Origin of the sequence: Pelobacter propionicus DSM 2379, assembly GCF_000015045.1 — a bacterium.
Taxonomy (GTDB): Bacteria; Desulfobacterota; Desulfuromonadia; order Geobacterales; family Pseudopelobacteraceae; genus Pseudopelobacter; species Pseudopelobacter propionicus.
On record NC_008609.1, the window covers coordinates 153079 to 179384 of the forward strand.

Sequence of the window (26306 nt, forward strand, 5' to 3'; positions counted from 1 at the left end):
GGTCAACCGGGCAACCCGTTAGAAAAATATTGAATTTCAGAAAACCGAAAAGTCATTTACACAATCAGATTGACAGGCCCCTTCCTTCTGTCAGAGGAATGAATAGTGAATACTTTCTTCCGTGCAGAGAAAGTTTCCGTCAGAAATCATCATTGACCTTTACTGTCTTACGAACCCGCTTGGGCAGCAAGGCCAGCTTATCGTCAATGTGCCTGCCGAAAGTGTAGCGGATCGAATTTTCCTCATCGCTGAAAAGTTTCACCCCGACGATGTGGGCAACCTCAAACACCAAACCGATCTCACACTTCGGATCACCACGCTCGATCTTCTGCAAGGTCCTTCTGGAAATCCCCGCCCGTCCGGACAGCTCTTCCTCGGTCATCTTGCGTTCTTTCCTGCCAAGCCGGATGAGCTTGCCCAACAGTTCAACTGCATCCCGGGTCTGACGGAGATATGTGCGGTTAACTGGAGAGGCCATAAATCACCACTAGGATATTATCATAGTCATAACAGCATTTATTGTTTACGATAATATCCAAATTATGGTAATTGCGTCAACCGCTTTACATCCGACCGGTCATTTTAGCACCGCATATCTTCATCTTCTCGCATTTGAAACTATTTGCTTGGCTTTTGTGCATCCTTCGCATAAGATAGTAATCAATTACTATCTTTTGTGGGGGATGTTATGGAGAGCCGAACAAGAAATCTTCCGGCTGATGAACGACGCTTGGTAACGGTCGAAGCGGTTGTCGAGCTCGCCCGTTCACAAAATCCGGGAGACATCACAACAGCCGCCATTGCAAAGCAGATGAATCTGACTCAGGGGGCGCTGTTCCGTCATTTCCCCAGTAAAGAGGCAATCTGGCAGGCTGTCATGGAATGGGTGGCCGAGCGACTCCTCAAGCGAATCGATCAGGCTGCCGAAGGAATTGACTCCCCGGTCGCGGCGATGCAGGCGATGTTCATGAGTCACGTAGAATTTGTGATCGAGCACCCCGGCGTGCCGAGAATGATGTTCGGTGAGCTTCAACGGGCTGAAGCAACTCCGGCCAAACGGATGGTGCAGACTCTGCTCCACAGTTACGGCAAGCGTCTGCAGGATCTTATTGAACGGGGCAAGTCGCTCGGAGAACTCGCTCCCGATCTGGAAAGCGGACCCGCTGCAACCATGTTCATCGGCATGATCCAGGGACTGGTCATGCAATCTATGATCTCCGGGGACATGGAACAGATGCGCGGCGAAGCTCCGCACCTGTTTGCCCTGTACCGGCGCGGAATCAGGAGCGCCGTATGAAATCACTGCCAATGCCCGGTCGCACGCTTGCACTGGCTGCGGTCATCATTCCGCTGCTGGCGCTCTTCATCTACGTCGGCTTTCGTTCCGGACCGCTTGCTCCGGTTTCGGTAACTACCGCAACAGTGACAAAGCGCACAATAACGCCGGCGCTGTACGGCATCGGTACCGTTGAGGCACGCTACAGCTTCAAAATCGGCCCAACCTTTGCCGGGCGGATCAAACAGATTAATGTGAATGTCGGTGACCATGTCACCGCAGGGCAGCTCCTCGGTGAGATGGATCCGGTTGACCTTGATGACCGGGTACGTTCACTGGAATCGACATTCAACCGGGCGACAGCGGCGCTGCGGGAAGCGGAGGCCCGTCATGCATATGCTCTGAAGCAGGCGAAGCGCTATGAGGGGCTGCTGGCATCCGGCGCAGTCAGCGAAGAAATCGTCGCAACAAAACTTCAGGAACTGCAGGTGGCGGATGCAGCCCTGAGCGCTGCCAGAGAGGATACGGCACGGGTGCGTTCAGACCGGGAAGCGCTGGTGGCGCAGAGAAACAATGTGCGACTCGTCTCCCCGAAGGGGGGGATTGTCGCCAGGCGCGATGCGGAACCAGGAAGCACCGTCGTTGCCGGACAGACCGTAGTGGAGATCGTTGACCCGGATACGCTCTGGGTCAACGCCCGTTTTGATCAGACAAGCGCATCCGGGCTTTCCGGCGGCCTGCCTGCCCGCATCGTGCTTCGTTCCCGTGAGGGTGTGGTGCTGAAGGGGCGCGTGCTGCGCATTGAACCGAAGGCGGATTCAGTAACCGAGGAGATGCTGGCGAAGATCAGCTTTGATTCATTTCCGAAACCGCTGCCGCCGCTTGGTGAACTGGCGGAGGTGACCATCGATCTGCCGCCGGTTGCTCCGGCGCCTGTGGTGCCCAATGCCGCCATCAGGCGATTGGGCGATCAGACAGGTGTGTGGCGCATTACCGGAAAAGCCATGAGCTTTGTGCCGATCAAACAGGGGCAATCCGATTTGAGCGGCGCTGTGCAGGTGCGCGAAGGTCTAAACACCGATGATCTGGTGGTACTCTACAGCGAGAAAGCGCTGACGCCGCGCAGTCGCTTCCGTATCGTTGAGCGTATCCCGGGAGTGCCGAAATGATCAGCCTGGCCGGCCGTGACATCCTTCACGCCTGGGGGAAATTTGTTTTCACCGGCATCGGTCTCGGACTGCTGATCGGCGTGACGCTCACCATGGCGGGGGTGTACCGGGGCATGGTTGATGACGGAAAAGCCCTGCTCGACAACAGCGGCGCCGACCTGTGGGTAGTACAGAAGGACACCCTTGGCCCCTATGCCGAATCCTCCAGCGTCTACGACGACATCTATCGCGGAATCCTGAACATGCCGGGGGTGGCACGGGCGGCAAATGTCACTTATCTGACCATGCAGATACGCAAGGGGGGATCGGACGTACGCGCCATGGTCGTCGGCATCGCCGCAGGTGAACCGGGCGTCAACCCCGGCTGGCCGCCGTATCTGGTAAGCGGGCGCCAGATCACCCGTGGCCATTACGAAGCGGTGGCTGATATCGCCGCCGGTTTCAGACTTGGCGACACCATCACAATCCGCCGCAATCAGTACACCGTTGTCGGTCTGACCCGGCGCATGGTGTCGTCCAGCGGCGATCCGATGGTTTTTATCCCGCTCAAGGACGCCCAGACGGCGCAGTTTCTCAAGGATAATGACGCGATCCTGCAGAGCCGTCGCCGTTCCGAAGCCAACCCCGCTTTCAACCAGCCCGGTGTGCCGAATCTGCTGGATGCCGTCATCGCCTCGCAAAGCAGCAACTCCTTCGTCAATGCGGTGCTGGTCACACTGAAACCGGGGTACGGTTCTGATGAGGTCGCACAGTCCATCCGCCGCTGGAAGCGCCTGACCGTCTACACCCGCGCTGAAATGGAACGCATTCTGGTCGGCAAACTCATCGCCACGTCGGCGAAACAGATCGGTATGTTTCTGGTGATACTGGCCGTGGTCAGCGCCGCCATCGTCGCCTTTATTATCTACACGTTGACCATGGACAAAATCCGCGAGATCGCAGTATTGAAACTGATCGGCACCCGCAACCGCACCATTGCCGCCATGATCCTGCAACAGGCGCTGGCACTGGGCATTATCGGATTTGTGGTGGGGAAAATCACCGCCACCTTCGCGGCGCCCTATTTCCCGAAATATGTGCTTCTGATGCCGCTGGACTCCCTTGCCGGATTTATTATTGTCCAGCTTATCTGCGTGGTGGCGAGCATCGTCGCCATTCGCATGGCATTGAAGGTAGATCCGGCTGAGGCTATCGGGGGATGAGATGAGCGGTACCGGCATAGTTATAGAAGGGTTACGCAAACGCTACGGTGAAGGCGACGCAGCTGTCGATGCCCTGAAAGGGGTTGATATGCGGGTCGCTCCCGGCGAGGTGGTGGGTCTGATCGGTCCTTCCGGTTCCGGCAAAAGCACCCTACTCAAATGCCTGGGGGCGGTGACTGAGCCGACAGCCGGACGAATGACACTGGGGGGCGAGGTGATCTTCGAGGACGGCTGGAAAGTCCGCGACCTGAGGGCTTTACGGCGCGACCGGATCGGCTTCGTCTTTCAGGCCCCCTACTTGATCCCGTTTCTGGATGTCACCGACAACGTGGCACTGCTGCCGATGCTGGCGGGTGTGCCGAACGGCGAATCGCGCTCGCGGGCTCTTGAACTGCTCACTGCGCTGGATGTGCACCACCGCGCCAAAGCGATGCCGTCACGCCTTTCCGGCGGCGAACAGCAGCGGGTTGCGATCGCCCGGGGCCTGGTCAACCGGCCGCCGGTGATTCTGGCCGACGAACCGACCGCACCGCTGGATTCAGAGCGTGCCATGGCGGTTGTCCGTATCCTCAACACCATGGCGCGCACGTTTCAGACCGCCATTATCGTCGTTACCCACGATGAGAAAATTATCCCCACCTTCAAGCGCATCTATCATATCAGGGACGGCGTGACCCATGAAGAGGCCGGCGAAGGGCGGGAATTCTAAACATACCGGAGGGAACCAAGAAGATGAGAACGGTACTTTGCAGATTTTCCATACTGATCGCGGCAATCCTTCTGTCACTCTCCTGCACGGCATGGGGGGCGGCCGGCGGCATAAGCGAATCTGAATCGCTCGCAGCCGCGCAAGCGTGGGCGGCGGCCCTTGGCAGACCCGACATTGCCGGACTGGATGAACTGCTGCACGTCGACTACATGCATATCCATGCAACATCGATGGTGGAGTCGAAGGCGAAGTTCATCGGCGCACTGAAGGAAGGGGCCAGGAGATATGAGCCCTTTACCATCGAAGACACCAGGGTGCGTGTATTCGGAGACTCCGCTGTGGTAACGGGAAAGTTCGCACTTAAAGCGACGATGCGCGAAAAGGTGATTGAACGGATCAACAGATTCAGTCTGGTTATCATAAAGACGCCTCGCGGAGTAAGGATTGCGTCGTTTCAGGCCACATCTATACCCCAGGAGAAGTGACCATGATAATTGAAGTGCTGGGTGTCGGCTGCGCCGATTGCGTAAAATTGTACGATAATGCCAGGAAAGCTCTAGAAGAGAGCGGCAGGCAGGGGGAAGTGCTGAAAGTGGACGGGATTTCCGGGCTGTTGAAATACGGCATTCTCTCCCCGCCGGCACTGGTTGTTGACGGCGTGGTCAAATGTTCCGGCCAGCTCCCCTCTGCGGCCGAGATCAAGGAGATGCTATGAGATCCTCTATTGCTGCTGCTTCCGTTATAGTGATCCTTGCCGGCACTGCCAGTGCCGAACTGCCTGCGGCGAATCCGGCGGCAGTCAATCAGGCTTTAGCATCCGGCAAACCGACGCTGATCGATTTCGGGCTCCGCACTTGTGCTGTCTGCAAAAAGATGGCTCCATACCTGGAATCCGTGGCCAGTGATTACCGGGGACGGGCCAATGTGCTGTTTATTGATGTGCGCACCGAGCAGGCAACTGCCCAGAGATTTCGTGTCCAGATGCTCCCTACCCAGATTTTCATCAATCCGCAGGGGAAAGAGGTGCAGCGACACACCGGTTACATGGATAAAGAGGGTATTGTCAAGGGTCTGCAGTCGGCTGGACTGAAATGACCTTCATAGGCAACATCGAGCAGATCATAGCTGCCTATCCGTTACTGGCCCTCGGGGCGGTATTCCTGGCGGGTGTTATCTCTTCAGCGTCTCCCTGCGTCCTGAGCACCATCCCGCTGGTGGTCGGCTTCGTCGGCGGGTACAGCGACGGTGATCGCTGGAAGGCGTTCCGCTACTCCCTGATGTTTATCATCGGGTTATCACTAACCTTCACTGCCTTCGGAGCTGCTGCCGGAGTACTGGGTACCATCTTCGGGGTGGTTGGAGGCTGGTGGTATGGTGTCGCAGGTGCCGTCGCACTCGTCATGGGCGGCCAGTTGATGGGGCTTTATACAATCCGTCAACCGGTGAAACCCGATTTCAAACCAAAAAAGGGGGGCATGTACGGCGCATTCATTCTCGGACTGTTTTTCGGTCTTGTATCTTCACCCTGCGCCACACCGGTGATGGTTGTTCTGCTGACCGTTGTTGCCGGCAAAGGACAGGTGCTCTACGGCATCACCCTGATGTTCAGTTATGCCGTCGGCCATTGTATGCTGATGCTTGCAGCCGGTACATTTACCGGATTTGTGGAAGCATTTTTCAAGACGCGCGGAGTTCTCAATGCTTCGGCCTGGAGCAGGAAAGCAAGCGGCATCATAATCTCGCTTGCCGGAGCCTGGCTCATCTGGCAGGCGATGTAGCTCCCGGAAGCAATCTATATGTCAGGACGTCTTCCTGTCCAGGCTCCTGTACTGGATCGCCTCGGCAAGATGCTGCTCCCTGACAGATTCAGAGTATTCAAGATCAGCAATCGTGCGGGCAACCTTCAGTATCCGGGTATAAGCCCTGGCTGAGAAGCCGAGCCGCTCCGTCACCATCTCAAGCAAACGGTGTCCAGCTGCATCGGGTTCACAAAATTTTCGTATCTGCCGGGGATTCATGTGGGCGTTGCAGTGGACCTTGGTTCCCTTGAAACGTTCAAGCTGAATACCCCGTGCCGCTTCGACACGCTTGGCAATAACTGCTGAACTCTCGCCTTCGGATTGTTCTGCCAACTCCCGGTATTTTACAGCAGGAACTTCGATGTGGATGTCGATCCGGTCCATGAGTGGGCCGGAGATGCGGGAGCGATATTGGATTAGTTCACGCATGGTACATGTGCAACTATCTGAATTTGCTGGGTTCCCGGAGCACTTGCATAGGTGTGTTAACCTTTCTCTACAACTCTTATACAAAACGGCACTCGTTCTCAATTAAAATTACCACCGAAAAACAGCAGCTTCCCGGCTATCCCACCAATCCCATCACCATCGGTGACCACATCCGCAAACGGCGCATGGACCTCGGTCTCCTCCAACGTGAGGTCGCCGAGATCGTCGGTGTAACTGAATCTTCAGTCTGGAATTGGGAACATGGCACCGAACCGGAACTGCAATATAACCCTAAAATCATTAATTTTCTAGGCTATGCTCCGTTCGATTGTCCAGATGACACTGTGGGGCGACTTGCGTGGTACAAGAGAGCGATGGGGATGAATCTTGATCGCCTTGGGGAAGTTATGGGGTGCGATCCCGAACAGCTCTCCGACTGGTTGAGCGGCCGGCACAAGCCGTTCCGGAAGAGTTTGGAAAAAATCGAGCGGTTTCTTGGGAGGGAAATCGGAGGTACAGAATGGCTGTCATGTTCAATAAAATTGATTGTTCAAAATTATTGAACGTTACAACATATTGAACAACGGGGGCATCCATACATTTCTGAGGCAACATGCTGACTCTGCGAACTCTTTCCGTAGTTCTGCCGGCTCCAGCACTTCCACCTCGGCGCCGAACCCATTCAAACACCACCGGAGCCGGCGATTGTCCTGCACCTCGGCTTCGAGCCATTTATAATTGTTTTCTCTCCCATACTGGGACGGGGGAATTCGTTGCGCAGAAGAATGACGGATGATGAGAAACGACCAGCAGTTGCGGGAGAGCAACCCTCCAGGCGCGCCTCTAATGGCTACAGCGCCCTGAGCAGTCTCCTGCCGTCCTGTTTAAGTCTTTCATGGACTTCTTCCGGGAGGGTGCCAGCCAGTTCCTCCAGCCTAATGTCATAGAAGTCCTGTATTCTTGTTTTGCATCGGAGATCAGGGGTTTGCGCAACAAGACCCGCGTCCGCATAGAGGTACAAGAGTTCCACAGTAATATTTTCCTCCACCGATAAGTCCGAGTTTCTTCCTAGGCTTCGTAGCCGTTTCCTCGCGTCATCGTAGCTTTCCTGCTCTAGGAGGTCGATGACGTCGAGCACCCCTTGACTTATGGAGTCGACGCTGAAACCGGTGAAGGACCTCTCAGCTGTCCTGATGTCGAGACAGGCATCTACGTCGTCAACAAAACAATCCTCCGATCTCGTTTCGACCAAAGCGCGGTTCAGTTCCGGCAGTTTTGAGCTTGTCATGCAGTGTGATTTCAACTCGTCTAGACGCATGTCACACCCATCCTGTTCCCTTCGGCTGGTCCAAGTCCACAGGCTTCGAGCCGGGGCCGGTACCGGTGTTTAGGAGAAGAACGTCCCTCTTCGCTCTTTCGCACTCCTGTGGGAAAAAGGCCGCCATTTTTGCCGCGGTTTTCTTTAGCCACGCCGGAAGCGAGTCTTCTCTATCCCACTTCTCCGCGTAGTAGGCATACTGAAAGTAAAGCCAATATGCATAGGTCCCCGACCGGGACTCGTGGCGTAGAGTGTTGAAGAACGGCGCATTGTATGTCGCATCGTAGTTCCTATTTCCCCATAGCGCCATGAACCAATAGTTCAATAGGAGGGGGTAGCTTTCGATGCACTCGTCCACCTCGCTGATCTCGAGTGTTCCACACTCCAGTGCAAGCCGCATCGATACCTGGAATGAATCCCTCACATACTTGTTTTTGTTATGTCTGGAGCTCTGCAAGACATCCTGATATGCGGACAGATGCATCCCGAGGTTCGACTTGTATAGATGGAAAGGATGTGATTTGACCCCCTCCAGATTCTCCGCCGTATCTGCGACTCTAAGGGCGTCAAAAAAATCGACCACGATGTACGATAAGCTCCCGTCCCCCTCCTTGATGATGTTGATGAGATCGATTACCGATACTGCCGGTATCTTGTTGTACCTGAGCTTCCGGTTTATTGCATCATGCAGGGACTCGGTGAACGACGGGGGATCGTACTTCGCCCAGAGCGGAAAAAACTCCTTCAAGTCCGGACTCGTCTTTCGGACCGTTTCGCTCAGCTGCCCCTTTCCGAGTATCGCCATGACATCCTCGGCATCGAGAGTTTCCACCTCGGAAAGCACCTTTATCAGCCACTCTCTGCTCTCCGGAAAAGGGTTCCCAGCTATCCCCGCCCTCATCAGGAAACGGCCCACCGTCTCTTTTCCAGTGCACAGGTCCACAATAATCTTCTGCAACATGGCCAGAAGTTGCCTGTCCTTGTCTATGATGTGCCAGAGGGTGTAGGTGCTCTGCACAATACCCGGAAGTGCGTGGCTCTTCAGCTCTTCCAGAGTCTTCTTTATCCCCTGGCGCCGCTGCTTTTCGGCTTTCTGGTATTCCTGGATCAGCTGCTGAACGTGTATAGCGACGTTAGGGTCGGCAGATAGGTCCGAAAAATAGGTGGCATCCGGTGCAAAAACATTTCTCATGCTACGGTATCTCCATGACGTTGGTATGAATCGCGACGCCATCCGCCTTTATTTCATAGCGAGGGACCTTGTTGTCGTTTTCGACCGCCATCTTTACTTCCAGTGCGGTTCCCTTGGGAAAGGTATGGGGAAAACGAATCCTCTCCCCCCCCTGGTACATGAGGGAGGTCAGGACCCGCGGCTCGGCGTACTCGGCGGCGCAGTCCTCGCCGGCGAAGACGTAGAGGTCGAGGTAATCTCCCGCTTCTACCGTTGTGAACAAAGTGGCGTTTTCAGACTCGATGCAGCCGAGGATCTTCTTGAATCCCTTCTCCGTTTTGGCGTAGTAGGCGTCGGCGCGAGGCTCCTGGATGGGAGGGGTGTGCTCAGCCTTCATGTAGCTGTAGATGGCAGCTCCCTTGGCAACGGCAACGTCCGCCAGGGAGTCGTTGAAGATGAACTTCGACTTTTCTCCGGCAGGGGTGTACTTCTTCTCCAGCGCCTCCTTGAGCGGCATGAACCTCGACATCCCCCCGACGCAGAGGACGTGGTCCACCTGTGCCATGGTGACCCCCTGCTTGGCGAGGAACTTCTGGATGCTAGTCACACAGTTCTTCGGCGTGTCCGCCTCCCCGATCAACGGCTCCAGCACTCTCACCACGTCGGAATGCGTCAGGGTGCTTTCCACCTCGTACCGGACCTGCCGTACCTCGACCGTGTTGACCACCGGCTCATGGTCCCAGTCGCTGCAGTACTCCTTGTTGAATTCGATCTTCCGCTGCTCGGCTATCGCCATCAGCTGCGCTTTCACAGCTTTGCGCTCGTACCGATCCAGCTGTATGTCCATCTCGGGGAACTGCTCTAGCATCGTCTCCAGCAACCACTCGGCGATCAGCTCGTCGAAATCCTCGCCTCCCACCTGATTGTAGCGCCCCACCCTCTGGACCCGGAAGTCGACGTTCTTCAGGTCTTTCTCCCCGCGCTGGTCCTTCCACTGGAGTCGGACCAGCGTGAGGTCGAGGGTCCCGCCCCCTATGTCGTAAACCAGGACAAGCGGTTTCTTGTCGATATCGATCCTGATGGTGGAGGTGGCTATCTCGTAGGAGATGTAGCTGAGCAGTGCGGCGAGAGGTTCGCTGATGAGGGCATTGTCGTCGTACTTCACCTTCAGGCGTTCGCAGGCCTTCTGGATCGCCTTCTGGGTGTCTTTGCGCTGCTTTGTGGTAAACGATGCGGGGACAGTCACTGTCAGCTTCGATACTCTCCCTTTTTTCAGCAGCACCGCCTGGCTAAGGACGTGTGCTATGTAGAGAGAGGAGATATCGCTTGGGTCGTAGGACTTGCCGTCGAAGACGAACGGCTGCACGTCGCGCCCCATCAGGCGCTTTACCGCGCACACCACCTTGCCCACCGCTCCGCACACCCCCTCCTTGGCCCTCATTCCGACCACCGGTTCCTCGCTGCCGGGAAAGTAGGCGACCGAGGGGAGGTCGTCTCGTTCGATGGAATTTCCAGCCTTGTCCTGCTGGGGAATCTTCAGCTGTCTTGCAGCGTAGCTTGAACCCTTGATGTCCGGTTCGGCGATCAAGGTGGTTGTCGTTCCCAGGTCTATGCCGTAGTACATTCGAACCTCTCGTAGTGCGGTTTCAGCGAAGCGCGACGGGTTGGGAAGGCTTTTCCCACCGCAGTAGTTTCCGAATCGTGTTTAGGCGAAGCAGGGTTCCCTTCTGTGCCTCGAGCTTCTGCGTCAGGGTGGCAGCTTCGGCCCGCAAGTTCGAGAGGGTCTCCCTCATTTCCGCGATCCTGTAGACTTCCAGCGCTGACTCCTGCAAGATCGCCAGCGTCTTCGCCTTGTACAGGGCTTCGTCCATGTCCCTGAAGTTATAATAGCCCTCTTCTCCGAGGGCATGCATGATTTTGCCGCCGTCGACGATTCCTACAGCATAGGTCGCGGAGGGGTTGATGTCTCGGTCTGACTTGCAGAACGTCTCCACAAAGCGACCTTCTTTGAGACAACCGACGCGATGGCAGCCACTATCCTCGAAGAAGACGAAATGCTGGTCGGCGGAGGGGAGACCGTCAACGGAGCGCAGGAGCGAAAAGAGGGGGCTTGGGTCCGCAGGGACCTTGGCGTAACGGCATTTCTCCGTGAGCAGCTCCTTCAGATGGGCCTTGTGCTGAACTTTGCGCGGCAACTGCTCGGCACATTCCCGTTTCAACTCGTCAAAGCGCGCGATGTTGCACCCCTCCGGAAGGGCTATGACGAAGTCCTCGACGTCGAGGTTGTCGAGCGATTCCGGCGTAAATAGCAGAGACAAGATCGCCTTCACCAGCGGCCCCACCTCCTGGTCTCTTACCTGCGGGTCGTCCAAGAGGGGGAAGAATCCACCGATGATGCAGTGCGACTCGGTCCACTGTTTCGTACTGCCTGGATGCATGAAGCTGACTTCCCACCGATTCGTGGTCTTACCGATCGGAGCGGTGAAGCAGTACGGTATCTTTGTCTGGTGCACCCCTCCTACTCCGTCCGGCTTGTCGTTCAGGCGGATCTGGTGTGGCTCTACATTGTACTCATTGCGGTTGCTGTCGACCCTTATGGTGTGGGTGGAGAAGCTGTCCTTCTCCAGCATAAGCAGTATTGCTGACGCTATCCTTGACGGGGCAGCATATGACTCCCCTCCGCTGATGGAGTGTGCGCTAATGCCGGGAGTGGAGCCGTTCGCACCGGCGTTTATGCTGTTAACCGCCTGCCGGATAGTATTGAGCAACTCGCGAACTATCTGGGAAGTATTTTGAGAAGAGGCCATTTTTGGTGGAATACCTCGATCAGTTCTTTGCGTATTTCTTCTATCTGCTTAAGTTGCTGTTCGATCGTCTCTGCAGACTTATTGTTCTCACGCTGCTGGAGGAGAATCTTCTTGTTCAGCTCGTTTACCACGGCGGTCGGAGCGGAGCGCGACATGGTTAGCTTCTCCCGAGTGAGCTACTTACAATCCGTTTCCAATTCTTTTCCTCAAGCCCGTCAAATTTCTTCCATATTTTCACGTTCCAAAGGTTCTTTTCGATAGCTTCGCGACTCCTATTGTTGGAGATGACGTTTTCGATCTTCTCTTCGGCTAACTCTATAGCACCCGTTTCGCTGCTGCTGTATTCCTTCAATGCAGCGAGAATCGCCCCGATGATTGCCTTGTCGCCAGCTGCATCCGCCGTTTTGTCAACAGAGCCCGCAGCAGCGGCATCTTCTTTGGCCTGCTCGGTGATCGGTTGAGTTGCGGAAAGGACTGAAGACAGCACGGAGCTTTTTGGCTCCTTTCCCTGTGTGTACGCTAGAACCTTCAGCAGCAATTCTTCCTGCTCTTGAGTCTTGAAGAGCTTACCTCCTAATGGCCCCTTTGCCGAGTCGAGGAGCTTGTGGAGGTGGTTAACCACCTCCACAGTCGCCTGGTGCCTGCCATCCAGCCGCGAGGCGTTGGCCAATATTTCCTCGCGGGCACTTGCGAGAGAAGCGCGGCCGGAATCTTCCACGCGGGTCACCATCTCGCGGGTTTCGGCGCCGGCTTTTTCGATCCTGCTGGTGATCTCCACCTGCAGTGATTCGATCAAGCGCCTTTGCTCCTCGATCACCTTCTGAAGATCGTCGATTCTGTTATTAAAGTGTTTCTCCTGTTCGGAGAGCTTCATGCGAAGGGCCTGCTCCCCGTCTACGAGGGCATCGACACGCACGTCGATGCCCTTCCAGCTATCCTCAGTCTTCGTCCTCAGGGCGGAAAAGTCGCTTTTGAAGTATTCACCCAGGGTCTCGATCCTCCTGTTCAGGTCCTTCACTTCCTCACGCACCTTCTCGGCACCGGTCCTGATATCGGTACCAACCTCCGCATGAACCGCGTCGAGTTTTTTAACGAGGGAGATGGGCGTAACGAAGGGCGGGGACTCCAGTTCCGAGAGCTTGGAGGCAAAGACATTCAGCACCTCGCCACCGTGGTCATCGAGCGTGCGTTTTACTTCGGCGATGACATTGTCTTTCCCATCTCTGGTGTGCTTGAGCATCTCATCAATCAAATCAACAATGTTCATATTCTCAGACATTTGCCCCCCTAGAAAAATTTGTCACTCGCCTACTACCGACAATCTCGCCTCGACCCAGATCCGCCCGCCGTCCGCTTCACACCACCCTCTCTGCGCCACCCGAAAATTGAGGGTGCTCTCCGCCGGAATGATGACACCCATGAGGTCGTATCTCATAGCCTCGGGGGTACCGCTGGTGAGGGAAACTTGATCCGCCGCCGGGTAAGGCTCGAGCTTCAGCCCGAGAAAGCACTCTGCGAAAGATGCCACGTCCCCCTCAATCTGATGGACGGCTAGCACCGCCTTTCTGTTTTTGGCGTTGTTCTCCTCATTCACCCTGTCGACGTGGCCCTTGAGCTTCACGTTCTCGCTGATGAGGGAGTCGCTCGACCTGTCCTTCCAATATTGGATCATGTCGTCCTTGTCCTCGAGAGCGCCACGGACCCAAGCTATCTCCTGCTCCTTTTCTTGGAGCTTACTCTCCAGACCCGCCTTCAAATCCTCGAAGCCGTTTCGTTCCTGCGAGAATTCCAGGCTCTGCTTCTCGAGCTTCGACTGCAACTGCGCCATCTGGTTCTGCAGCCCAACAGCTATCTGCCGCACCCACTGAAGCTTTTCTTCAAGCCACCCCATCTCGAAGAACTTCGAGGCCAAGGCGTGGCAGGAGGAGCCGGAGGGAGCCGGTCTCTCCTTTCCGGGAGAACCGTCTTTGACGGGGAAATGGGAAGGCGAGTGTTTGCCTCGCTCCCTGTCGTTTTTGTGTTTGCTGTAGGGTCCCATTGACATTCTCCTCGTCTTGATGCTTTCAAAAGTGGAAACTGCCTGCCGCGCCCGAAAAATCGTGAAGGGCAAACCCTGACCTCGCAAGGAACCCCGCCAACACACTGCCATGACATCCGCCGGAGTAAAGGCAAACATTTGCCGGCTTTTGAACTAGGACCATCTCTCCTATCTCACAGAGGCTTGCATGGGTAAATACGCGGTAGAGTGCTGCCTTTTCAGGCTTTAGAGCGGAATACCTTTCGGGATAGAGCCAGAGAATATCTTCGTTAGCCGAGTCCTGCGCATAGGCACTGGAGAAGTGCCCGTCGTCCGTTTGTCCCTCGAAGGCGCAGGTGAGGATATTTATGGCTTCTTCCTGAATGGAGTTAGTGAAAGTGACATCGAGGTCCCACGGTTCCACTCTCTCGAGATGCTTCAAAGCGCTCTTCATCACGGGGCGGAGGTTCCCGACGTACAGAGGGTACTCCGGGAGTCCGCCGCGCCGCTGATGGAGCGCGCAGATGGCGTAGACTTCCTGCATCTCTGCCAGAGACGCCGCAGCGATGACGATGGTCTTTCCTTGGGCATAGGCGGCATCAAGCTTGGAGGTGAACTCAACGTTGTTCTGACCGTTGACGCCGGTCGGCAGATGGTCGTCGGCGTGTATGGCCTCGACGAAGAGGGTATTGACCGAGAGCTGCGGAATTTTATGACAGACGCTGCCTACTTTCCTTCGGCTGAACTCGCCGGCTATCAAGATTCCCTGACCAGTCTCAGCATCCTCTAGGTGGACGGCGGTCGCTCCCAAGCAATGTCCGGCATCGTAGGCGGTCATGCGGAAACGCCCCACGGTGAGAGTGGCGTCGGGAGCAACGAGTATCGCTCGTTCCGAGAGTTCCCTGGCCAGGGCGTTGGCATTGTCGCGCTGCAATGAGTCCGTCAGCAGCGTGCGAGTAATTTCACTGAGGTAGACCGGGACATCCTTCCAACTTTGCAAAGCATCGGATAGGCCGTCGAAGTGATCCCTGTGTGCGTGGGTGATCACAATGGCCAGAGGGGGCCTACTCTGGAGCGGCATTGGAGTATACCTGCCCGGATCGACCAGGATGGCGCCGTCGGCATCACCGATGAGAAGCGTTGCGCCTGATACCTCGGCTGTGAGTCCCATGAGCGGTGCGCGTGGGGGTACCCCGATTTGGTCGGCGTTCAGCATCCCCAGCCACGAGCCAAAGTCGCCGGGGTGGATCAGGTGGACATAGTCGCTGAACGGTGCTGAGGTGACGGTAAATGTGTTATAAGCCTGGAGGGCAGAGATGAGAGCTCTTTCACTCGACATCAATGAAGTTCTCCCAAGCCTCGAGGAAACGGTCGGGACTCCCCGACTCCCCGCACCGTTCGGCAGCTATGGCGGCAAAGAGTTGCTCTGTAGGCGTGCCATCGATTTCCAAGCGGAGGGACTCTGGATCGAATCGGAAATTCTTGGGTTCAGGGTAACGTGCCCAGAGCTCGAGGAAAAGGGATCTGGCTCTCTTCTTATCATGGCGGTAGAGGCGCTTGAAGAGATCTGGTGCGAAGGAGGAAACGAATCCTGATCTGAGGTCATTTTCGAGGATGGCGAATACAGTTTCATTTTCGTGCAGGCCGCTCATTTTTTCCAGAGATACCTGAATCTTATCCAACTGTTGCTGAGCCGAAAGGGCATCTGAAAGCGCATTTTTCTTTTGACCCGTAAGGTCAGAGATAGCGCCGTCCAGCTCTTTTTTCTTCTGCTGGAGGTTATCTAGGAGCGAGGCTTCTTTTTCAGTATCAGCCTTGAGCGTGTTCAGTTCGTGCTCCGCTCTCGACGACTCTCTTTGCAATCCCGCGAGGACGAGGGTCTGAGCAGATACATCGTCCCTGGCTTTCTCCAATTCGGCTTTGCTTGTTTTTACGCTTTCGTATAGAGAACGAAGCTCGGCTTCGATACCGCTGCGTGCATCGCTGTACTCCAAAAGCTTCCTGCTATGATCTTTTTCAGCGTCTTCCAGAAGCCTTTTGAACTTACTGGTTTCTCCCTCATACTCCTGTATTGTCTTTATGTTTAGGGAATGTGCGGTGATTAATTCTGACATGTAGGCGTTTTTTGCACCAAGTTCGAGTAAATTCTCCTTAAGTTGCTCTTTCTCTTTGCCCATTTCCTGGCTCGCCCGCTCCATTTCCTGGGTAAGTCGCTCTTTCTCTATAATTAGCTGCTCTCTCTCCCGGAGAAGTTTCTCCTTCTCTAGGTTCAATTGCTCTTTCTCCTGCCTCTCGTGCGAGATTTGCACCCTTTGTCTTTCGACCTCGCGCTTGTTGCCGGTAAGCTCGCCCTTCAGCACCGCCAATTCTTTTTCAAGAGCCATATTGCGCTCGAGTGTCTTTCTGCAAAAAACTTTATCTAAAAAACCCATAACTTACGCCTCAACTCAAATATTATTAGAAAGTTACGTCGAAAATCACAAAATTTATAGACACTTAAGGTCTTTTTGTCAACATGATAGCGCGTACACTTGAAAGGATAACGTGGCAATGAAAATCAGAAAAATCCGGGGACCTTCTTGTTACAATGAAATATAGTCGAAATATCGCAATGGTTCAGCATCAAGGGTGTAATACTCGGAGCAGACCTCGTGCGGAGGCTAATGGCAACTGTCTGATATTGCAAATTGCAGAATACAAGATATTGCTGGTTCACGATATAGACCCACTTCTTATATTTTACCATCTTGGAAACCTGAACACCGGTGACATTTCCGCCTCCACCCCCTTTCTAGCTCGGAGGCGGCGATGCCACACCTTTTAGCAAATCTGCCCCCTTGGCTCGCCCACTCTACCCATAATCCCCCTAATGGACGCTAGCAGCTATATACAACCACAACATATGTCCTTGTTGGCGACGAATATTTGCTCTTGTCTGACATGTTTGGTTCGAGAAAGTCCATCCCTTTTTCAAGTTTCAAGGTCAACTTGGCGCTGCCACCGATTATGTCCATGGCTCGCATATGAAGGTACCCTTTATCGCTGATGTAGTGGACGTCGATCTTGAGTTTATCGAAGAGAGTGGCAGATAGATACCGCTCAAATCTATTCCTGATCTCCTGTTCCATCTTTTCCCTGTCTTGACCTCTTGATATCGGCACGGAAACATTAATTGTGTTAAGGTGATTTGCGTTAACTATATTGAGGTCAAGGAGTTCTATGAAGAACCTGACATGGCTTTTCTGCTGAAAACACCTGTCAAAGTAGCTAATTACACTTATGTCACTGTTATTTGTGATTGTGCTAATACACAACTTTTGTCTAATTTCGTCGATGGTGTAGGCATGATTGGGCTCAAAATACTCAATTTTCGCATCGAGAATGTTTTTATTCGTCTTCACATTAAGGTCAATTAGTGCGACTTTCAAATCCTCCAATTTCTGTCTCATACCAATTATGATGTCGCTATCGCAATTGCCACCACCCGCTAGCATCTCTTCAACTTCCTTATTTAAAGTATCATACTCATAACGCAGGCAATATCCCTCTTTTTCTAGTTGTGATTTCAGAAAGTGGCTTTCCTCATGTTTAGATTTGAGGAGTGAAAACATAAAAATCATGGATACCCATATAATCGCTAGACCCTTATAGAGAAATTCAGAACGCTGGTAAAGATTGTGGGATAACCATCCTTTATAGTCCTTCATGAAATCTATTGCCGACCAGGTCCATGCACGTATGAGATGGTCTCTAAGTTTCGGCTTATTGCTTTTCCATGTACGTATATTGAGAAATCCGATACTGCTTGTGAATGAATCTTGATATGTTACGGTGGATCGACTAATGTCGAGTGAATCTTTTTTCCCATTATCAAATTCAAATTGATTACCAACTGAAATTACAACATAGGACGAAGAATGGGAAATGATTCTGTTGATGGCATTCATGATCGCTTTAGATTGACTGTTTGCAGGTGTGAGCGGATTTGAAATGTCTCGCAAGATCTTACAAAGCGTCTTTGCTTCAATTTCGTATTCAATTCCTTTAGTAAGATAATATGGCTCGTAATTTATTTTTATGAAGATGATTGTAGCGAGGAATGCGGAGAGCAGGAACGATGTTCCCAGAACCCTTCCTTTGTTGCTTATGAACCTGTAAACATTGTCAGCAAGGATATCTCCGACAAATTTATTTCCACGGAATTTCCGCTTGTTGTCCTCCGCATCATGAGTACGAATCTGACAATAGCTGCGCGAGGCCAGATCATACCATTTCTGCTGGTTCTCTGTTTCTCTACTGTGATTAGCTAGCTTGACATGCAAAAGAGATATTCGGAAGGCAAGCTCTGCGTCATGCTGCAATAGCGTTTCTACCAGTGCTAGATCAAAGAGTAAAAGGGATATCTCTGCATTTCGCCGGTTCCAATTTGGGGCGTTAAGGTGCACTTCGATTTTTCTGATGAAAATTTCAAGCGCATCGAGCGCTCGTTTCGTACCCGATGAAAGGAGCGGTGCCAGAACCGTTGTGATACGTTCCCGCTCCGCTTCGACTATGGTCAGCAAAGCACCTTCCTGGTCCGGAATGGCTTCCAGCAACCGGGGGGGATCTTCAAACAGGCGCTCGAAGTCGACAATTTCCTGGGCGCAGCCGGTACTATGGTGGAACCAAATTATCTCCGCTTCACGTAGCGTGCGCACGGGAATTCTATTTATTCTCGTTGCATCTCTGTCGGCCAGCGGATCGACAGCCGAAAGAGCAGGGTACATGAGGGCGCTATATCGTTTTTCTTCGGCTACCTTCAGCTTTTCTACCAAGTATCCCGCTTCGCAAAGGGTGGCGTCAGCGGCTACATTTCCGGTGATAAGGATATTAGGCGGCAGTATCGATTCCAATAGAGACACGCTTCCAAGATAAGCGGAGAGGGCGGCCGATGACCCGTTGACAGTGTAGGTTGAGTCGGAACGATCCAGAAGGGGCCAGTAGAAAAAATGTTTGCTGTCTGGAAATCGTTGTATCGCCAACTGTGATGCTGTGTGAATTGCCCCTTTTGCTTGCGCATCAAGACGGCCGTCAGCCCATGCGGGAAAAGTTCGCGCGCAATCCTCATCATGGTAGCCAACAAGAAGCATGCGTACGGTCTGCATGGTATCTCCTGCCAGCGCCATGGGTACAACTAACCACTGCCATCGCTGCATTCGCTCTAACGAGCTCCCTGCTCCTGCAACTTCCTCCCAGTCGACAGAAGAATCCAGCCAATTAGAAAAGGATTCCGGAGCCTTTTCCGGCGCGAGAAGAAAACTGGCCGCAAGAGTTTGATAGAAAAAGAGCCAGAGATTGGCGGGGAGGTACTCTGTGAGGAGTTTTGCGACTTGTGGAAAACGTGATTGATCCGTTGGCCAGATCCCTGGATGAGGGAAAGGAAGCCACTGTGTTGCCGCTTTGCGCTCAAAAAGCCAATTGTCAATCTTGTCAATCTTGTCGCAGGCGCCTTCAAGGGTCCACTGGGGATCATGCATAGCTTACAACCAGTAGTTGCAGATGACCAGAAACGGTTTCAGCCCTTGAGACACCTTTAAAGAAGATGTCGAAGTCGATCGTTTCAGGGGTTAAGGTGCTGGGCTCACTTTGAATTTGCTGACCTGATGCATGGCTCAGAACGGCCAAAAGCTGTACCGGATTCGCGAAAGGCTCTGCAAGCCTTCCCGAGACTAGGTAACCGCCACCGTGCCAATCCGTGAAAGTTATCTCCGTCAATAGCGGTTCTATGATGACGCTTTCTCCCTTTTTTCGGATATAGTTCGCTTGGAGATAGCAGGTCTTGTTTGCCGCCTTCAGCGGAGCCATCTTGGAAGGGGCGACAGCCGAAACAGCCAATTGAAAGACGTCAACAACGCCGTCAGGGATTCTCCACCCTGTCAGGGCATTCTTCACCGCCTCCACAGGAAAGAGCCGTTTGAAAAAATCAATAACCGATTCCTCGACAGAAGTTTCCCACTTCTCCACCAACACTGCCACCGAAGGGAGTGCCACCCGCGCTCCCACTTTGATCTCCATACGGCGGAAGAAATAGAGGATCGAATCTTCATCCACCGGCGCATGCTTCATGGAGACTGATTCTGCCACTTGATTGAGAGTCATGCCGGCAACTGCCCCCCAGCAGCCGTCAAAAGCATCTTCGTGCAGGGAATAGCAATTCCACCCCTGAGCGAAGCCGAATCGGTCATCCAGCCACACATCCCCCTCACCCATGAGCAGCCGGTCGCCATAGAGCTGCACCGCCTTGAACCCACGCGAACCCTCAATCCTTTCCAAAAGCAGGACCATAGGTGGTTTGTAGAAGTAGCCCTCTTCTATCCATCCCGCCAGACTGCGCTTCAACGACCAGACCTGCCCCGCAACTGGTTTCTCCGGCCGTGCCGGCTTCTGCCCCACTCCGGCAAACCGTCGCTGTAGCTCCTCCCATGCCGCACGTTGCGCCAACGGCATCTCCCGCTTTTCCCGGCAGATATGGCACATTTGCAAATGCCTGTGCAGGTTCTCGTCCGGAGTCTCCGCAAAGAGTATGATGCCATCCGGACAGAGGCGGAGTTCAAAAGCCGTCTGCCAGGCCCGCTTCAACTGCGTATCGTCGATTGTGGTATTCATGCAAACGGCTCCTTTCTGTAGTAGTACGGCACTCTCCGCAGATTTTACAAAGCTCGATCACTTTGTCATAGAAGATGAAGAATTCCTCTTCCTCCACCTCGGAAAATTGCGCCAGGGTCGGCGGCCCCCAGAGACTCCACTTCCGCTTCATGGTCTGATACGCCTTTTTCAGATGGTAGTGGATGTTGCTTGCTCCTCTCTCCCCCAGTTCCCGCGCGATCTCGTCAAGCGTCGCCCCATCCTCAACGCGCAGCAGGATCGTCCTTTGCCGTTCGGTCAGCTCCGACAGAGTGTCGTGAGCAAGGGCCTCAAGCTCGGTCTCAATAATGTCGCAGTCGAGGCGTGGGTGCTGCCTACCCATGCTGCCGAGAACATCATTTTGAGCGTCAGTCACCAGTATCTCGTCGAAAGAGAACGGCTGGCTGCCATCCTCGCAGGCAGGCATCGTCAATTGGGACTCAGTGGTAACTGCACATCCAAGGGAATAATTACCGCTCACGTAACGGTTCAGCTCCCTTATCGGCAGAAAATATTCGTCGAGAAACCGTACCACCGCTTCGTCCCAGTAGTTACGAGACAGCCGCATAATCCCCGGTTTGTCATGAATGTGAGCGGCAGGGACAGCAGGGCGGGGCCAGTCGGTGTAAGAGAGGTTCCAGTGCACCTCTGGCAGGCGCTGCAAACTGTCGGCAAAGGAAAATGCGTAGAACGACCCGCGCCGGGTCGGCTGATAGTTGACCTCCTCCGCCTTCGAGATCACGTGGCGAAGATGGCGGTAGTAGGCATAGGCAGGATTGATGGCGGCGGTGCGCCGCTCGTCCAGGCATTCGGCCAGGAAGCGGTCGGCAACAAGCGTCATGAAGCCGGATACGTCGCCCTGCGCCACTCGTTCGGCTGCCAGAGTGGCAAGAGTAACGTTCTTGTCCTTAAGAAACTCCCACAGATGGCTGGCTACAACCTGAGAAAGCTTGGTATGGTCATCCTCTGTCTCCTCGCTGAAGAGGGTATCGAGCTGGATGGTGCTTTTCTTTGCCCTACCGATGATATAATCGGCACACGACAGCAGCAGATCGAGACAGGTTTTGCTGTGAAGCCAATCGTTGAATTCAGAAGTCATGGCTTTTCCCATGCATAATGGGCATTGCCGACGATGCCGCTCTCGGGGACCACGCCGAAGTAGTGTTCCCTCCCGGCGACGTTGTTATCAACATCGAGGTTTACCTGAAACTGATGGACAAGGTAAGTGTTCTTGGGCATCCGCTTCCCCGTCCGCAGCAACAGGGTATCCTTCCTGATGAAGCTGCAAGTGGCCGCGTTACCTGAATCGCCGTCTCCATCGCACGACGAACAGGGGATAAACCTTAGCCCCCAGTTGCCGATCCGTTCCACCAGGAACAAGGGATGGGTGCCGTTTTGTGGTACGTCCTTGCCCCATCCCTGACGCGGAAACTCGCCCTGTGTATACCGCAATAAATCCCGATTCCTTATCCCCATCAAACAGGTGCGTTCTTCCCAGTTTTGCGGCTCCGCATAATCTGGGTTGAACCGCGGGTCGTGCCGCAGAATGTCCTGTATCCGTCTGCTCATCTCTTCTCCTCAACAGACTATTAATCGTGAGAAAAATTTATAGCACATATTCTCAACTCACGGTTTTGAAAAAAGCTCTTCGGACGCCGTAATACCGAAATGTAGGCATTAGCGGGAAGAAAATGAGAAATTTTTTGAGTTTTTGAAAACTTCCCGATCGCAGCCGTGATTACTCATAAAGAGACCCAAGGAGGCCCGCCATGGCAGAGAAGTTCCGTTCACACAACACACTGAAACTCTCCCTCACCGACCACGCCTGCAAGCGCATGTCGGGCCGTTCCATCAGTGCGGGCCAAATCGATCAGGTGCTGCGCTATGGCCGAGTGAGCCACACCCGCAACGCAACCATCTACGCCGTCGGCCGGCGGGAGGTGAAGGAGTACGGCCGTTTTCTAGAACCGTGCGACGGCATCCACGTGCTGTGCGGCAGCGACGGAGAGGTCATCACCACCTACCGCAACCATGAACTGAAGGGACTGCGCCGTTAACAGGGCGCGCAATGGAGACACCGAACTTGAAATGTTTTTGTGCTGCCATGCCCCTCATTGCCTTGCTGGAGGTTCTCCTGAGCGCCGATGTGACCGCTGCCGCTGAAAAACGAAACGGGGGGAAACGCCCCTACCGCGACGTGTACGGCAATGCCTACAGGAGCCGGACGAACATCTTCCGCGACCGGGACAAAAACGGGGTGCTCAATCTTTTTCAGCAGGATGACCGGTTTGGCAGGAAGCCGCGCAAAAGCAGGAACAGCACGAAACAACATCGCTGAGTGACAGCAAGGAGGCATGACCATGGGTTTCAGATTCAGGAAAGTTTTCACCGCCGGTCCCATGCGGACCACTTGGAGCGGCAGGGGCATAGGGTGGAGCATCGGTTTTCCTGGTTTCCGCTACGGTATTGCCGCCAATGGCAGACACTACATCAGTGTCGGTTTTCCCGGTACGGGGCTCTACTACGTCCATTACCTCATCCATAAACGTTGAAAGGAGGCGCACCATGATGCTGCAACGACTTACCGCGTTGGCTGAGGTAACCTCAATGGTCGCATGTTTCGCGGCCGGAGTGGGGAAGAAAATCGGCGATCTCCGGCGCGCGAAGGAAAGCGAGTGCGAAAAGATGGAGATGCTGACCTTCGCCGAGGCAATCGGTTGGTTCGGAAAACGCCCCAATGATGTCCGGATTGCCAAGGGGATTCTTCTCAAGGAGCCGCATCGGCGGGGAGTCATGGTCACGTTGGGCTTCCTCGACGCTGCCGACACGCTCCTTTCCGGAGAGCAGGGGACGCCATACATCCGTCGGGTGCTGGCAAAAGAACTCGACCGGGAACTCTCCGACTATTTCGGACAGCACGACCTCATCATCTTGGAATAGGAGGATCGATCATGACAGGGTTGGAATTTTTCATCTTTGGGCTGGTCAAGGCCGCACTTACGGGTGCTGCCACCGGTGCGGCTCTTGCCTTGGTGACCATCGCCTATCTGAACTGGGACCGTATCGTCGGTTGGCTGCAGAGCCGGGCACAGGTCATCACGCAGGGCAAAGACAGGGTTGGATTCAGTCTGGTTGACCGCCTGCAGAACGGCAACTACCGGACCGTCTACGGCATCATCAACCGCCGCTCCGGCCTCCTCCTCGACGGGGAGGCGGTGACCTCACGGACAATAGACGCGCAGACCGCGGCAGAGCATCGCAACGGTGAGATTCTCATTTACTGAAGGAAAAAAGGGTAACCGATGATCGAATGGATAATTTGGGGGATCGTGGCAGCGTGCGTGGCGGAAGCCATCCTGAACTGGAGCACGGTACATGACTGGTTAAGGGAAAGACTGGTGACGAGGACCGATTATGGCCGACTCGTTGAGGAGAAGCTTAAGAACGGCAAGGTCCGGGTGAGGGCCGGAGTGCTGACGGCGACCGGTCGCCTGCGGGAGGAAAAGACCTGGGAGTGCGAGAAGCTCGACGACGAACTGCAGCGGAAATTCCGCAACAACTCAGAGGTAAGGATAACACTATGAACAAGGCGACCGAAAAAGTGAAGATCACGGTGGAGGGGATTCCCGCAGTCACGCCGGCTGAGGCCGCGACAGCCTGCCATGCCCGCCTGGTGTGGGCGGTAGAGGAACTGTGCATTGCCACCGGTAACGAGGAAGTCGACATCCGAGTCGGAACTGGGGAGCAGTTCCGAAAGGACAGGCCTATGCAGGCCCGGGAAGAGAGAGGCGACGAGTCGTCACTCACGGCACGTGCCCAGCAGTACGCTGCAACAAAGCCGCTCTGGAACCTGAGTCAGTTGATCGCCCCGCCGGAACTCCTCGATGAGGTTCGCGCTGCCGTGGAACTGATCCGATTGGAACCGCTGGTCTTCGACAGTTGGGGACTGAGAAGCATCGAACCGTTTCCCCGTTCAGCCTTGAACTTCCACGGTCCTCCCGGAACCGGCAAGACCATGACCGCCCATGTCATCGCGGTGGAACTGGGGAAGAACATCCTGGTGGCAAGCTACGCCCAGATCGAGAGTAAGTACCACGGCGACGGGCCGAAGAACGTCGAGGCGCTCTTCCATGCAGCGGAACGGGACCAGGCGGTGCTCTTCATCGACGAGGCCGACTCCCTTCTCTCCAAGCGCCTCACCAACGTCACGCAGGGGTCGGAGCAAGCGATCAACTCGATGCGGAGCCAGATCCTCATCTGCCTGGAAAGATATCGGGGTGTAGTCATCTTTGCCACCAACCTGGTAACGAACTATGACCAGGCGTTCGAGACCAGGGTGCGCCACATCCACTTCCCCATGCCTGACGCCGTGGCCCGCGCTGCAATCTGGAGAAACCACCTACTGCCGAGTCTGCCGCTGGGCTGCGACGTGGATGCCGGTAGGCTGGCGGAGGCGGAGGAGGAGTTCTGCGGGCGGGACATCAAGAACGCAGTGGTGAATACTGCGCTGCGGGTGGCACGGCAGGGACGGCAGGTGATCTGCCATGTTGACCTCGAAGAAGAGATTCGTAGGATCGTTACGGCACGTAACGCTGTGCGGAGTAACGGCAATGCCCAAGTGCCACACGAAGGTGAAGAAAGAAAAGAGATCGAACAGAAGGTTATGCAGAGTCTCTCATTGGTAGAGAAAGACAGTCATCCCCAACGGCTGACAGCAGGTGTAACCATCTGGAGCAGCAAATGAAAACGGCTAGCGAGGGACATTGCCAGCTTGACCACAATGTGCTCAAGCAACTTACGGAGGAGTTGAAGTTTGCCGCCTCGCACATGGACGGAAAGGAGTGGCGGGCGCTCCTGGCTGCGGCCCTTGCCAAGTCGGCGCGGGAAACGTGCAGGAGCAAATACGAGGGACTCAAGGGGCTAGGGCGGCTGGGGCGGGATGGGTGGCGAAAAATTCGTACCGACGGTCTGGCGGAGACCGGCAGGGAACTGACGGCAAGAGCGAAAGAAGCGCTTGACTCCCTTCCTCATCGGGCAAAGGAAACTGTCTTGCGTCTGTACCAGCTCTCCCCGGCTGAGCTTTGCGACGAACTCGTTCCCTTCATCATTGGCCTCATCGTATGTTACGCCTCCGCTGGCGGCCTTGACCTGGAAGGGGGGCTACCTGACACCGACCTTGAGCTGGGGATCGGCATGCACCGCAACATCTTCTCGCATTCCGTGTTCATTGGCTTCACCTGCGAGGGGGTGTTACGTTTCGGTGTGGAAGTTCTTTCCGGCCTCCATGGAAAGCTCCCCGCTGAACATCATGCTGTCTGGGACAACGCGCACCGGCATATCAAGAAATGCGAGAGCAGCGCCATCACCGGTCTCTGGGTTGGCATCTGCCTCCACTTCATCAAGGACGCCGGGCTCTTCTCCCATGCAACAAAACCATACACCGGGCTTCCCGGACAGCACAACATGGCCTTCCACCAGGGGCTCCTCGCGGGCAACGGAGCTGCATCAGGGGTGACGGGCACATCACAGGCGTTTTCAGGCAAATCAGGACATCTCAGAAAAGGGTCAAGCGGGGAAGCATAATGAAAAAAGCCGCTCTTGCCATCGTCGCTGTGATCAGCTTCGTGGTAATGATGATCTGTCTTTTCTCCGGTGGGCACATCAGGCTGTTTGGCGTTCCTGTAAGCGGAGCTGTTTTTGCGCTTATCTTGAGGGCTGCAGTCAAGGAACTTGAGCAATAGCGAGG

The 26306-nt window shown here is 54.6% G+C and carries 34 protein-coding genes; 18 read left to right on the top strand and 16 right to left on the bottom strand.

From position 1 onward, the window contains the following. Positions 1–139 precede the first annotated feature (139 nt). Entirely contained in the window at positions 140–478 is a 339-nt protein-coding gene (locus PPRO_RS00695; protein WP_011734093.1) for a helix-turn-helix transcriptional regulator, read from the bottom strand. Positions 479–688: 210 nt separating this feature from the next. On the opposite strand from PPRO_RS00695, the gene PPRO_RS00700 reads away from it, so the two are divergent. Genes PPRO_RS00700 through PPRO_RS00735 form a run of 8 tightly spaced genes read left to right on the top strand, consistent with a single transcriptional unit; the run spans position 689 to position 6134 of the window. Next, entirely contained in the window at positions 689–1297 is a 609-nt protein-coding gene (locus PPRO_RS00700; RefSeq protein ID WP_011734094.1) for a TetR/AcrR family transcriptional regulator, read from the top strand. Further along, the gene (locus tag PPRO_RS00705; RefSeq protein ID WP_011734095.1) at positions 1294–2445 is read left to right on the top strand and encodes an efflux RND transporter periplasmic adaptor subunit; all 1152 of its coding nucleotides are present in this window, start codon (positions 1294–1296) and stop codon (positions 2443–2445) included. Before PPRO_RS00700 ends, PPRO_RS00705 begins: the two co-directional genes overlap by 4 nt. Next, positions 2442–3647 carry an ABC transporter permease gene (locus PPRO_RS00710; protein WP_011734096.1) on the top strand — a complete coding sequence of 402 codons (1206 nt, stop codon included), beginning with the start codon at positions 2442–2444 and terminating at the stop codon, positions 3645–3647. Before PPRO_RS00705 ends, PPRO_RS00710 begins: the two co-directional genes overlap by 4 nt. 1 nt (position 3648) lies before the next feature. Beyond that, complete coding sequence (locus tag PPRO_RS00715) at positions 3649–4356, top strand: ABC transporter ATP-binding protein (protein ID WP_011734097.1); 708 nt, start codon at positions 3649–3651, stop codon at positions 4354–4356. 23 nt (positions 4357–4379) lie between these two features. Beyond that, complete coding sequence (locus tag PPRO_RS19215; protein ID WP_011734098.1) at positions 4380–4841, top strand: nuclear transport factor 2 family protein; 462 nt, start codon at positions 4380–4382, stop codon at positions 4839–4841. A 2-nt stretch (positions 4842–4843) separates the two neighbouring features. Next, positions 4844–5071: a thioredoxin family protein gene (locus PPRO_RS00725; protein WP_011734099.1), complete on the top strand. Its 228-nt coding sequence runs from the start codon at positions 4844–4846 to the stop codon at positions 5069–5071. Continuing rightward, positions 5068–5451, top strand: coding sequence for a thioredoxin family protein (locus PPRO_RS00730; protein ID WP_011734100.1), 384 nt, complete (start codon positions 5068–5070; stop codon positions 5449–5451). The genes PPRO_RS00725 and PPRO_RS00730 overlap by 4 nt, the downstream gene beginning before the upstream one ends. Continuing rightward, on the top strand, positions 5448–6134 hold the full coding sequence (locus tag PPRO_RS00735; RefSeq protein WP_011734101.1) for a cytochrome c biogenesis CcdA family protein: 687 nt from the start codon (positions 5448–5450) through the stop codon (positions 6132–6134). The genes PPRO_RS00730 and PPRO_RS00735 overlap by 4 nt, the downstream gene beginning before the upstream one ends. 21 nt (positions 6135–6155) lie before the next feature. Here PPRO_RS00735 and PPRO_RS00740 read toward each other — a convergent pair whose 3' ends face one another. Further along, positions 6156–6539: a magnesium chelatase subunit ChlI family protein gene (locus tag PPRO_RS00740; protein WP_232286736.1), complete on the bottom strand. Its 384-nt coding sequence runs from the start codon at positions 6537–6539 to the stop codon at positions 6156–6158. A 98-nt stretch (positions 6540–6637) separates the two neighbouring features. On the opposite strand from PPRO_RS00740, the gene PPRO_RS00745 reads away from it, so the two are divergent. Continuing rightward, positions 6638–7147: a helix-turn-helix domain-containing protein gene (locus PPRO_RS00745; RefSeq protein WP_157039893.1), complete on the top strand. Its 510-nt coding sequence runs from the start codon at positions 6638–6640 to the stop codon at positions 7145–7147. Positions 7148–7150: 3 nt separating this feature from the next. On the opposite strand, the gene PPRO_RS21975 is transcribed toward PPRO_RS00745, so the two are convergent. The 14 genes from PPRO_RS21975 to PPRO_RS00810 all read right to left on the bottom strand — a co-directional run bounded on the left by PPRO_RS21975 (position 7151) and on the right by PPRO_RS00810 (position 22129). Beyond that, on the bottom strand, positions 7151–7300 hold the full coding sequence (locus tag PPRO_RS21975; RefSeq protein ID WP_456299428.1) for a WCX domain-containing protein: 150 nt from the start codon (positions 7298–7300) through the stop codon (positions 7151–7153). Between the two features lie 134 nt (positions 7301–7434). After that, on the bottom strand, positions 7435–7902 hold the full coding sequence (locus tag PPRO_RS00750) for a hypothetical protein (RefSeq protein ID WP_011734105.1): 468 nt from the start codon (positions 7900–7902) through the stop codon (positions 7435–7437). A gap of 1 nt (position 7903) precedes the next feature. After that, positions 7904–9094 (bottom strand): hypothetical protein, encoded by a 1191-nt coding sequence (locus tag PPRO_RS00755; RefSeq protein ID WP_011734106.1) that lies wholly within the window; start codon positions 9092–9094, stop codon positions 7904–7906. Position 9095: 1 nt separating this feature from the next. Continuing rightward, complete coding sequence (locus PPRO_RS00760) at positions 9096–10697, bottom strand: Hsp70 family protein (RefSeq protein WP_011734107.1); 1602 nt, start codon at positions 10695–10697, stop codon at positions 9096–9098. 22 nt (positions 10698–10719) lie between these two features. After that, positions 10720–11703, bottom strand: a complete 984-nt coding sequence (locus tag PPRO_RS00765) for a hypothetical protein (protein WP_041532062.1) — start codon at positions 11701–11703, stop codon at positions 10720–10722. Between the two features lie 146 nt (positions 11704–11849). Further along, on the bottom strand, positions 11850–12035 hold the full coding sequence (locus PPRO_RS00770) for a hypothetical protein (RefSeq protein WP_041532063.1): 186 nt from the start codon (positions 12033–12035) through the stop codon (positions 11850–11852). 2 nt (positions 12036–12037) lie between these two features. Next, positions 12038–13159, bottom strand: a complete 1122-nt coding sequence (locus PPRO_RS00775; protein WP_011734109.1) for a hypothetical protein — start codon at positions 13157–13159, stop codon at positions 12038–12040. 21 nt (positions 13160–13180) lie between these two features. Further along, on the bottom strand, positions 13181–13918 hold the full coding sequence (locus PPRO_RS00780; protein WP_011734110.1) for a hypothetical protein: 738 nt from the start codon (positions 13916–13918) through the stop codon (positions 13181–13183). 25 nt (positions 13919–13943) lie between these two features. Further along, positions 13944–15236, bottom strand: a complete 1293-nt coding sequence (locus PPRO_RS00785; RefSeq protein ID WP_011734111.1) for an MBL fold metallo-hydrolase — start codon at positions 15234–15236, stop codon at positions 13944–13946. Beyond that, positions 15226–16281, bottom strand: a complete 1056-nt coding sequence (locus tag PPRO_RS00790) for a coiled-coil domain-containing protein (protein ID WP_157039897.1) — start codon at positions 16279–16281, stop codon at positions 15226–15228. Before PPRO_RS00790 ends, PPRO_RS00785 begins: the two co-directional genes overlap by 11 nt. 492 nt (positions 16282–16773) lie before the next feature. Next, complete coding sequence (locus tag PPRO_RS00795) at positions 16774–19413, bottom strand: DUF1410 domain-containing protein (RefSeq protein ID WP_011734113.1); 2640 nt, start codon at positions 19411–19413, stop codon at positions 16774–16776. Beyond that, a complete protein-coding gene (locus PPRO_RS00800) occupies positions 19406–20542 on the bottom strand; it encodes a hypothetical protein (RefSeq protein ID WP_011734114.1) in 1137 nt (378 codons plus the stop codon). The genes PPRO_RS00795 and PPRO_RS00800 overlap by 8 nt, the downstream gene beginning before the upstream one ends. Next, complete coding sequence (locus PPRO_RS00805; protein ID WP_011734115.1) at positions 20487–21659, bottom strand: RNA polymerase sigma factor; 1173 nt, start codon at positions 21657–21659, stop codon at positions 20487–20489. Before PPRO_RS00805 ends, PPRO_RS00800 begins: the two co-directional genes overlap by 56 nt. Beyond that, positions 21656–22129 carry a hypothetical protein gene (locus tag PPRO_RS00810; protein ID WP_011734116.1) on the bottom strand — a complete coding sequence of 158 codons (474 nt, stop codon included), beginning with the start codon at positions 22127–22129 and terminating at the stop codon, positions 21656–21658. Before PPRO_RS00810 ends, PPRO_RS00805 begins: the two co-directional genes overlap by 4 nt. 200 nt (positions 22130–22329) lie before the next feature. Between PPRO_RS00810 and PPRO_RS00815 the strand changes: the two genes are divergently transcribed. From PPRO_RS00815 to PPRO_RS20670, 9 genes are all read left to right on the top strand, one after another. Then, a complete protein-coding gene (locus tag PPRO_RS00815; protein ID WP_011734117.1) occupies positions 22330–22617 on the top strand; it encodes a DUF4258 domain-containing protein in 288 nt (95 codons plus the stop codon). Between the two features lie 26 nt (positions 22618–22643). Next, complete coding sequence (locus PPRO_RS00820; RefSeq protein ID WP_198138311.1) at positions 22644–22898, top strand: hypothetical protein; 255 nt, start codon at positions 22644–22646, stop codon at positions 22896–22898. Between the two features lie 22 nt (positions 22899–22920). Next, on the top strand, positions 22921–23112 hold the full coding sequence (locus PPRO_RS00825; RefSeq protein WP_041532065.1) for a DUF4236 domain-containing protein: 192 nt from the start codon (positions 22921–22923) through the stop codon (positions 23110–23112). Positions 23113–23125: 13 nt separating this feature from the next. Then, on the top strand, positions 23126–23500 hold the full coding sequence (locus tag PPRO_RS00830; RefSeq protein WP_011734119.1) for a hypothetical protein: 375 nt from the start codon (positions 23126–23128) through the stop codon (positions 23498–23500). An 11-nt stretch (positions 23501–23511) separates the two neighbouring features. Beyond that, a complete protein-coding gene (locus PPRO_RS00835) occupies positions 23512–23844 on the top strand; it encodes a hypothetical protein (RefSeq protein WP_011734120.1) in 333 nt (110 codons plus the stop codon). 114 nt (positions 23845–23958) lie between these two features. Beyond that, entirely contained in the window at positions 23959–24144 is a 186-nt protein-coding gene (locus PPRO_RS00840; RefSeq protein WP_157039899.1) for a hypothetical protein, read from the top strand. Next, positions 24141–25304, top strand: coding sequence for an ATP-binding protein (locus PPRO_RS00845; protein WP_011734122.1), 1164 nt, complete (start codon positions 24141–24143; stop codon positions 25302–25304). The genes PPRO_RS00840 and PPRO_RS00845 overlap by 4 nt, the downstream gene beginning before the upstream one ends. Beyond that, entirely contained in the window at positions 25301–26143 is an 843-nt protein-coding gene (locus tag PPRO_RS00850) for a hypothetical protein (protein WP_011734123.1), read from the top strand. The genes PPRO_RS00845 and PPRO_RS00850 overlap by 4 nt, the downstream gene beginning before the upstream one ends. Further along, the gene (locus tag PPRO_RS20670) at positions 26143–26301 is read left to right on the top strand and encodes a hypothetical protein (RefSeq protein ID WP_157039900.1); all 159 of its coding nucleotides are present in this window, start codon (positions 26143–26145) and stop codon (positions 26299–26301) included. Before PPRO_RS00850 ends, PPRO_RS20670 begins: the two co-directional genes overlap by 1 nt. The last annotated feature ends 5 nt before the right edge of the window (positions 26302–26306 follow it).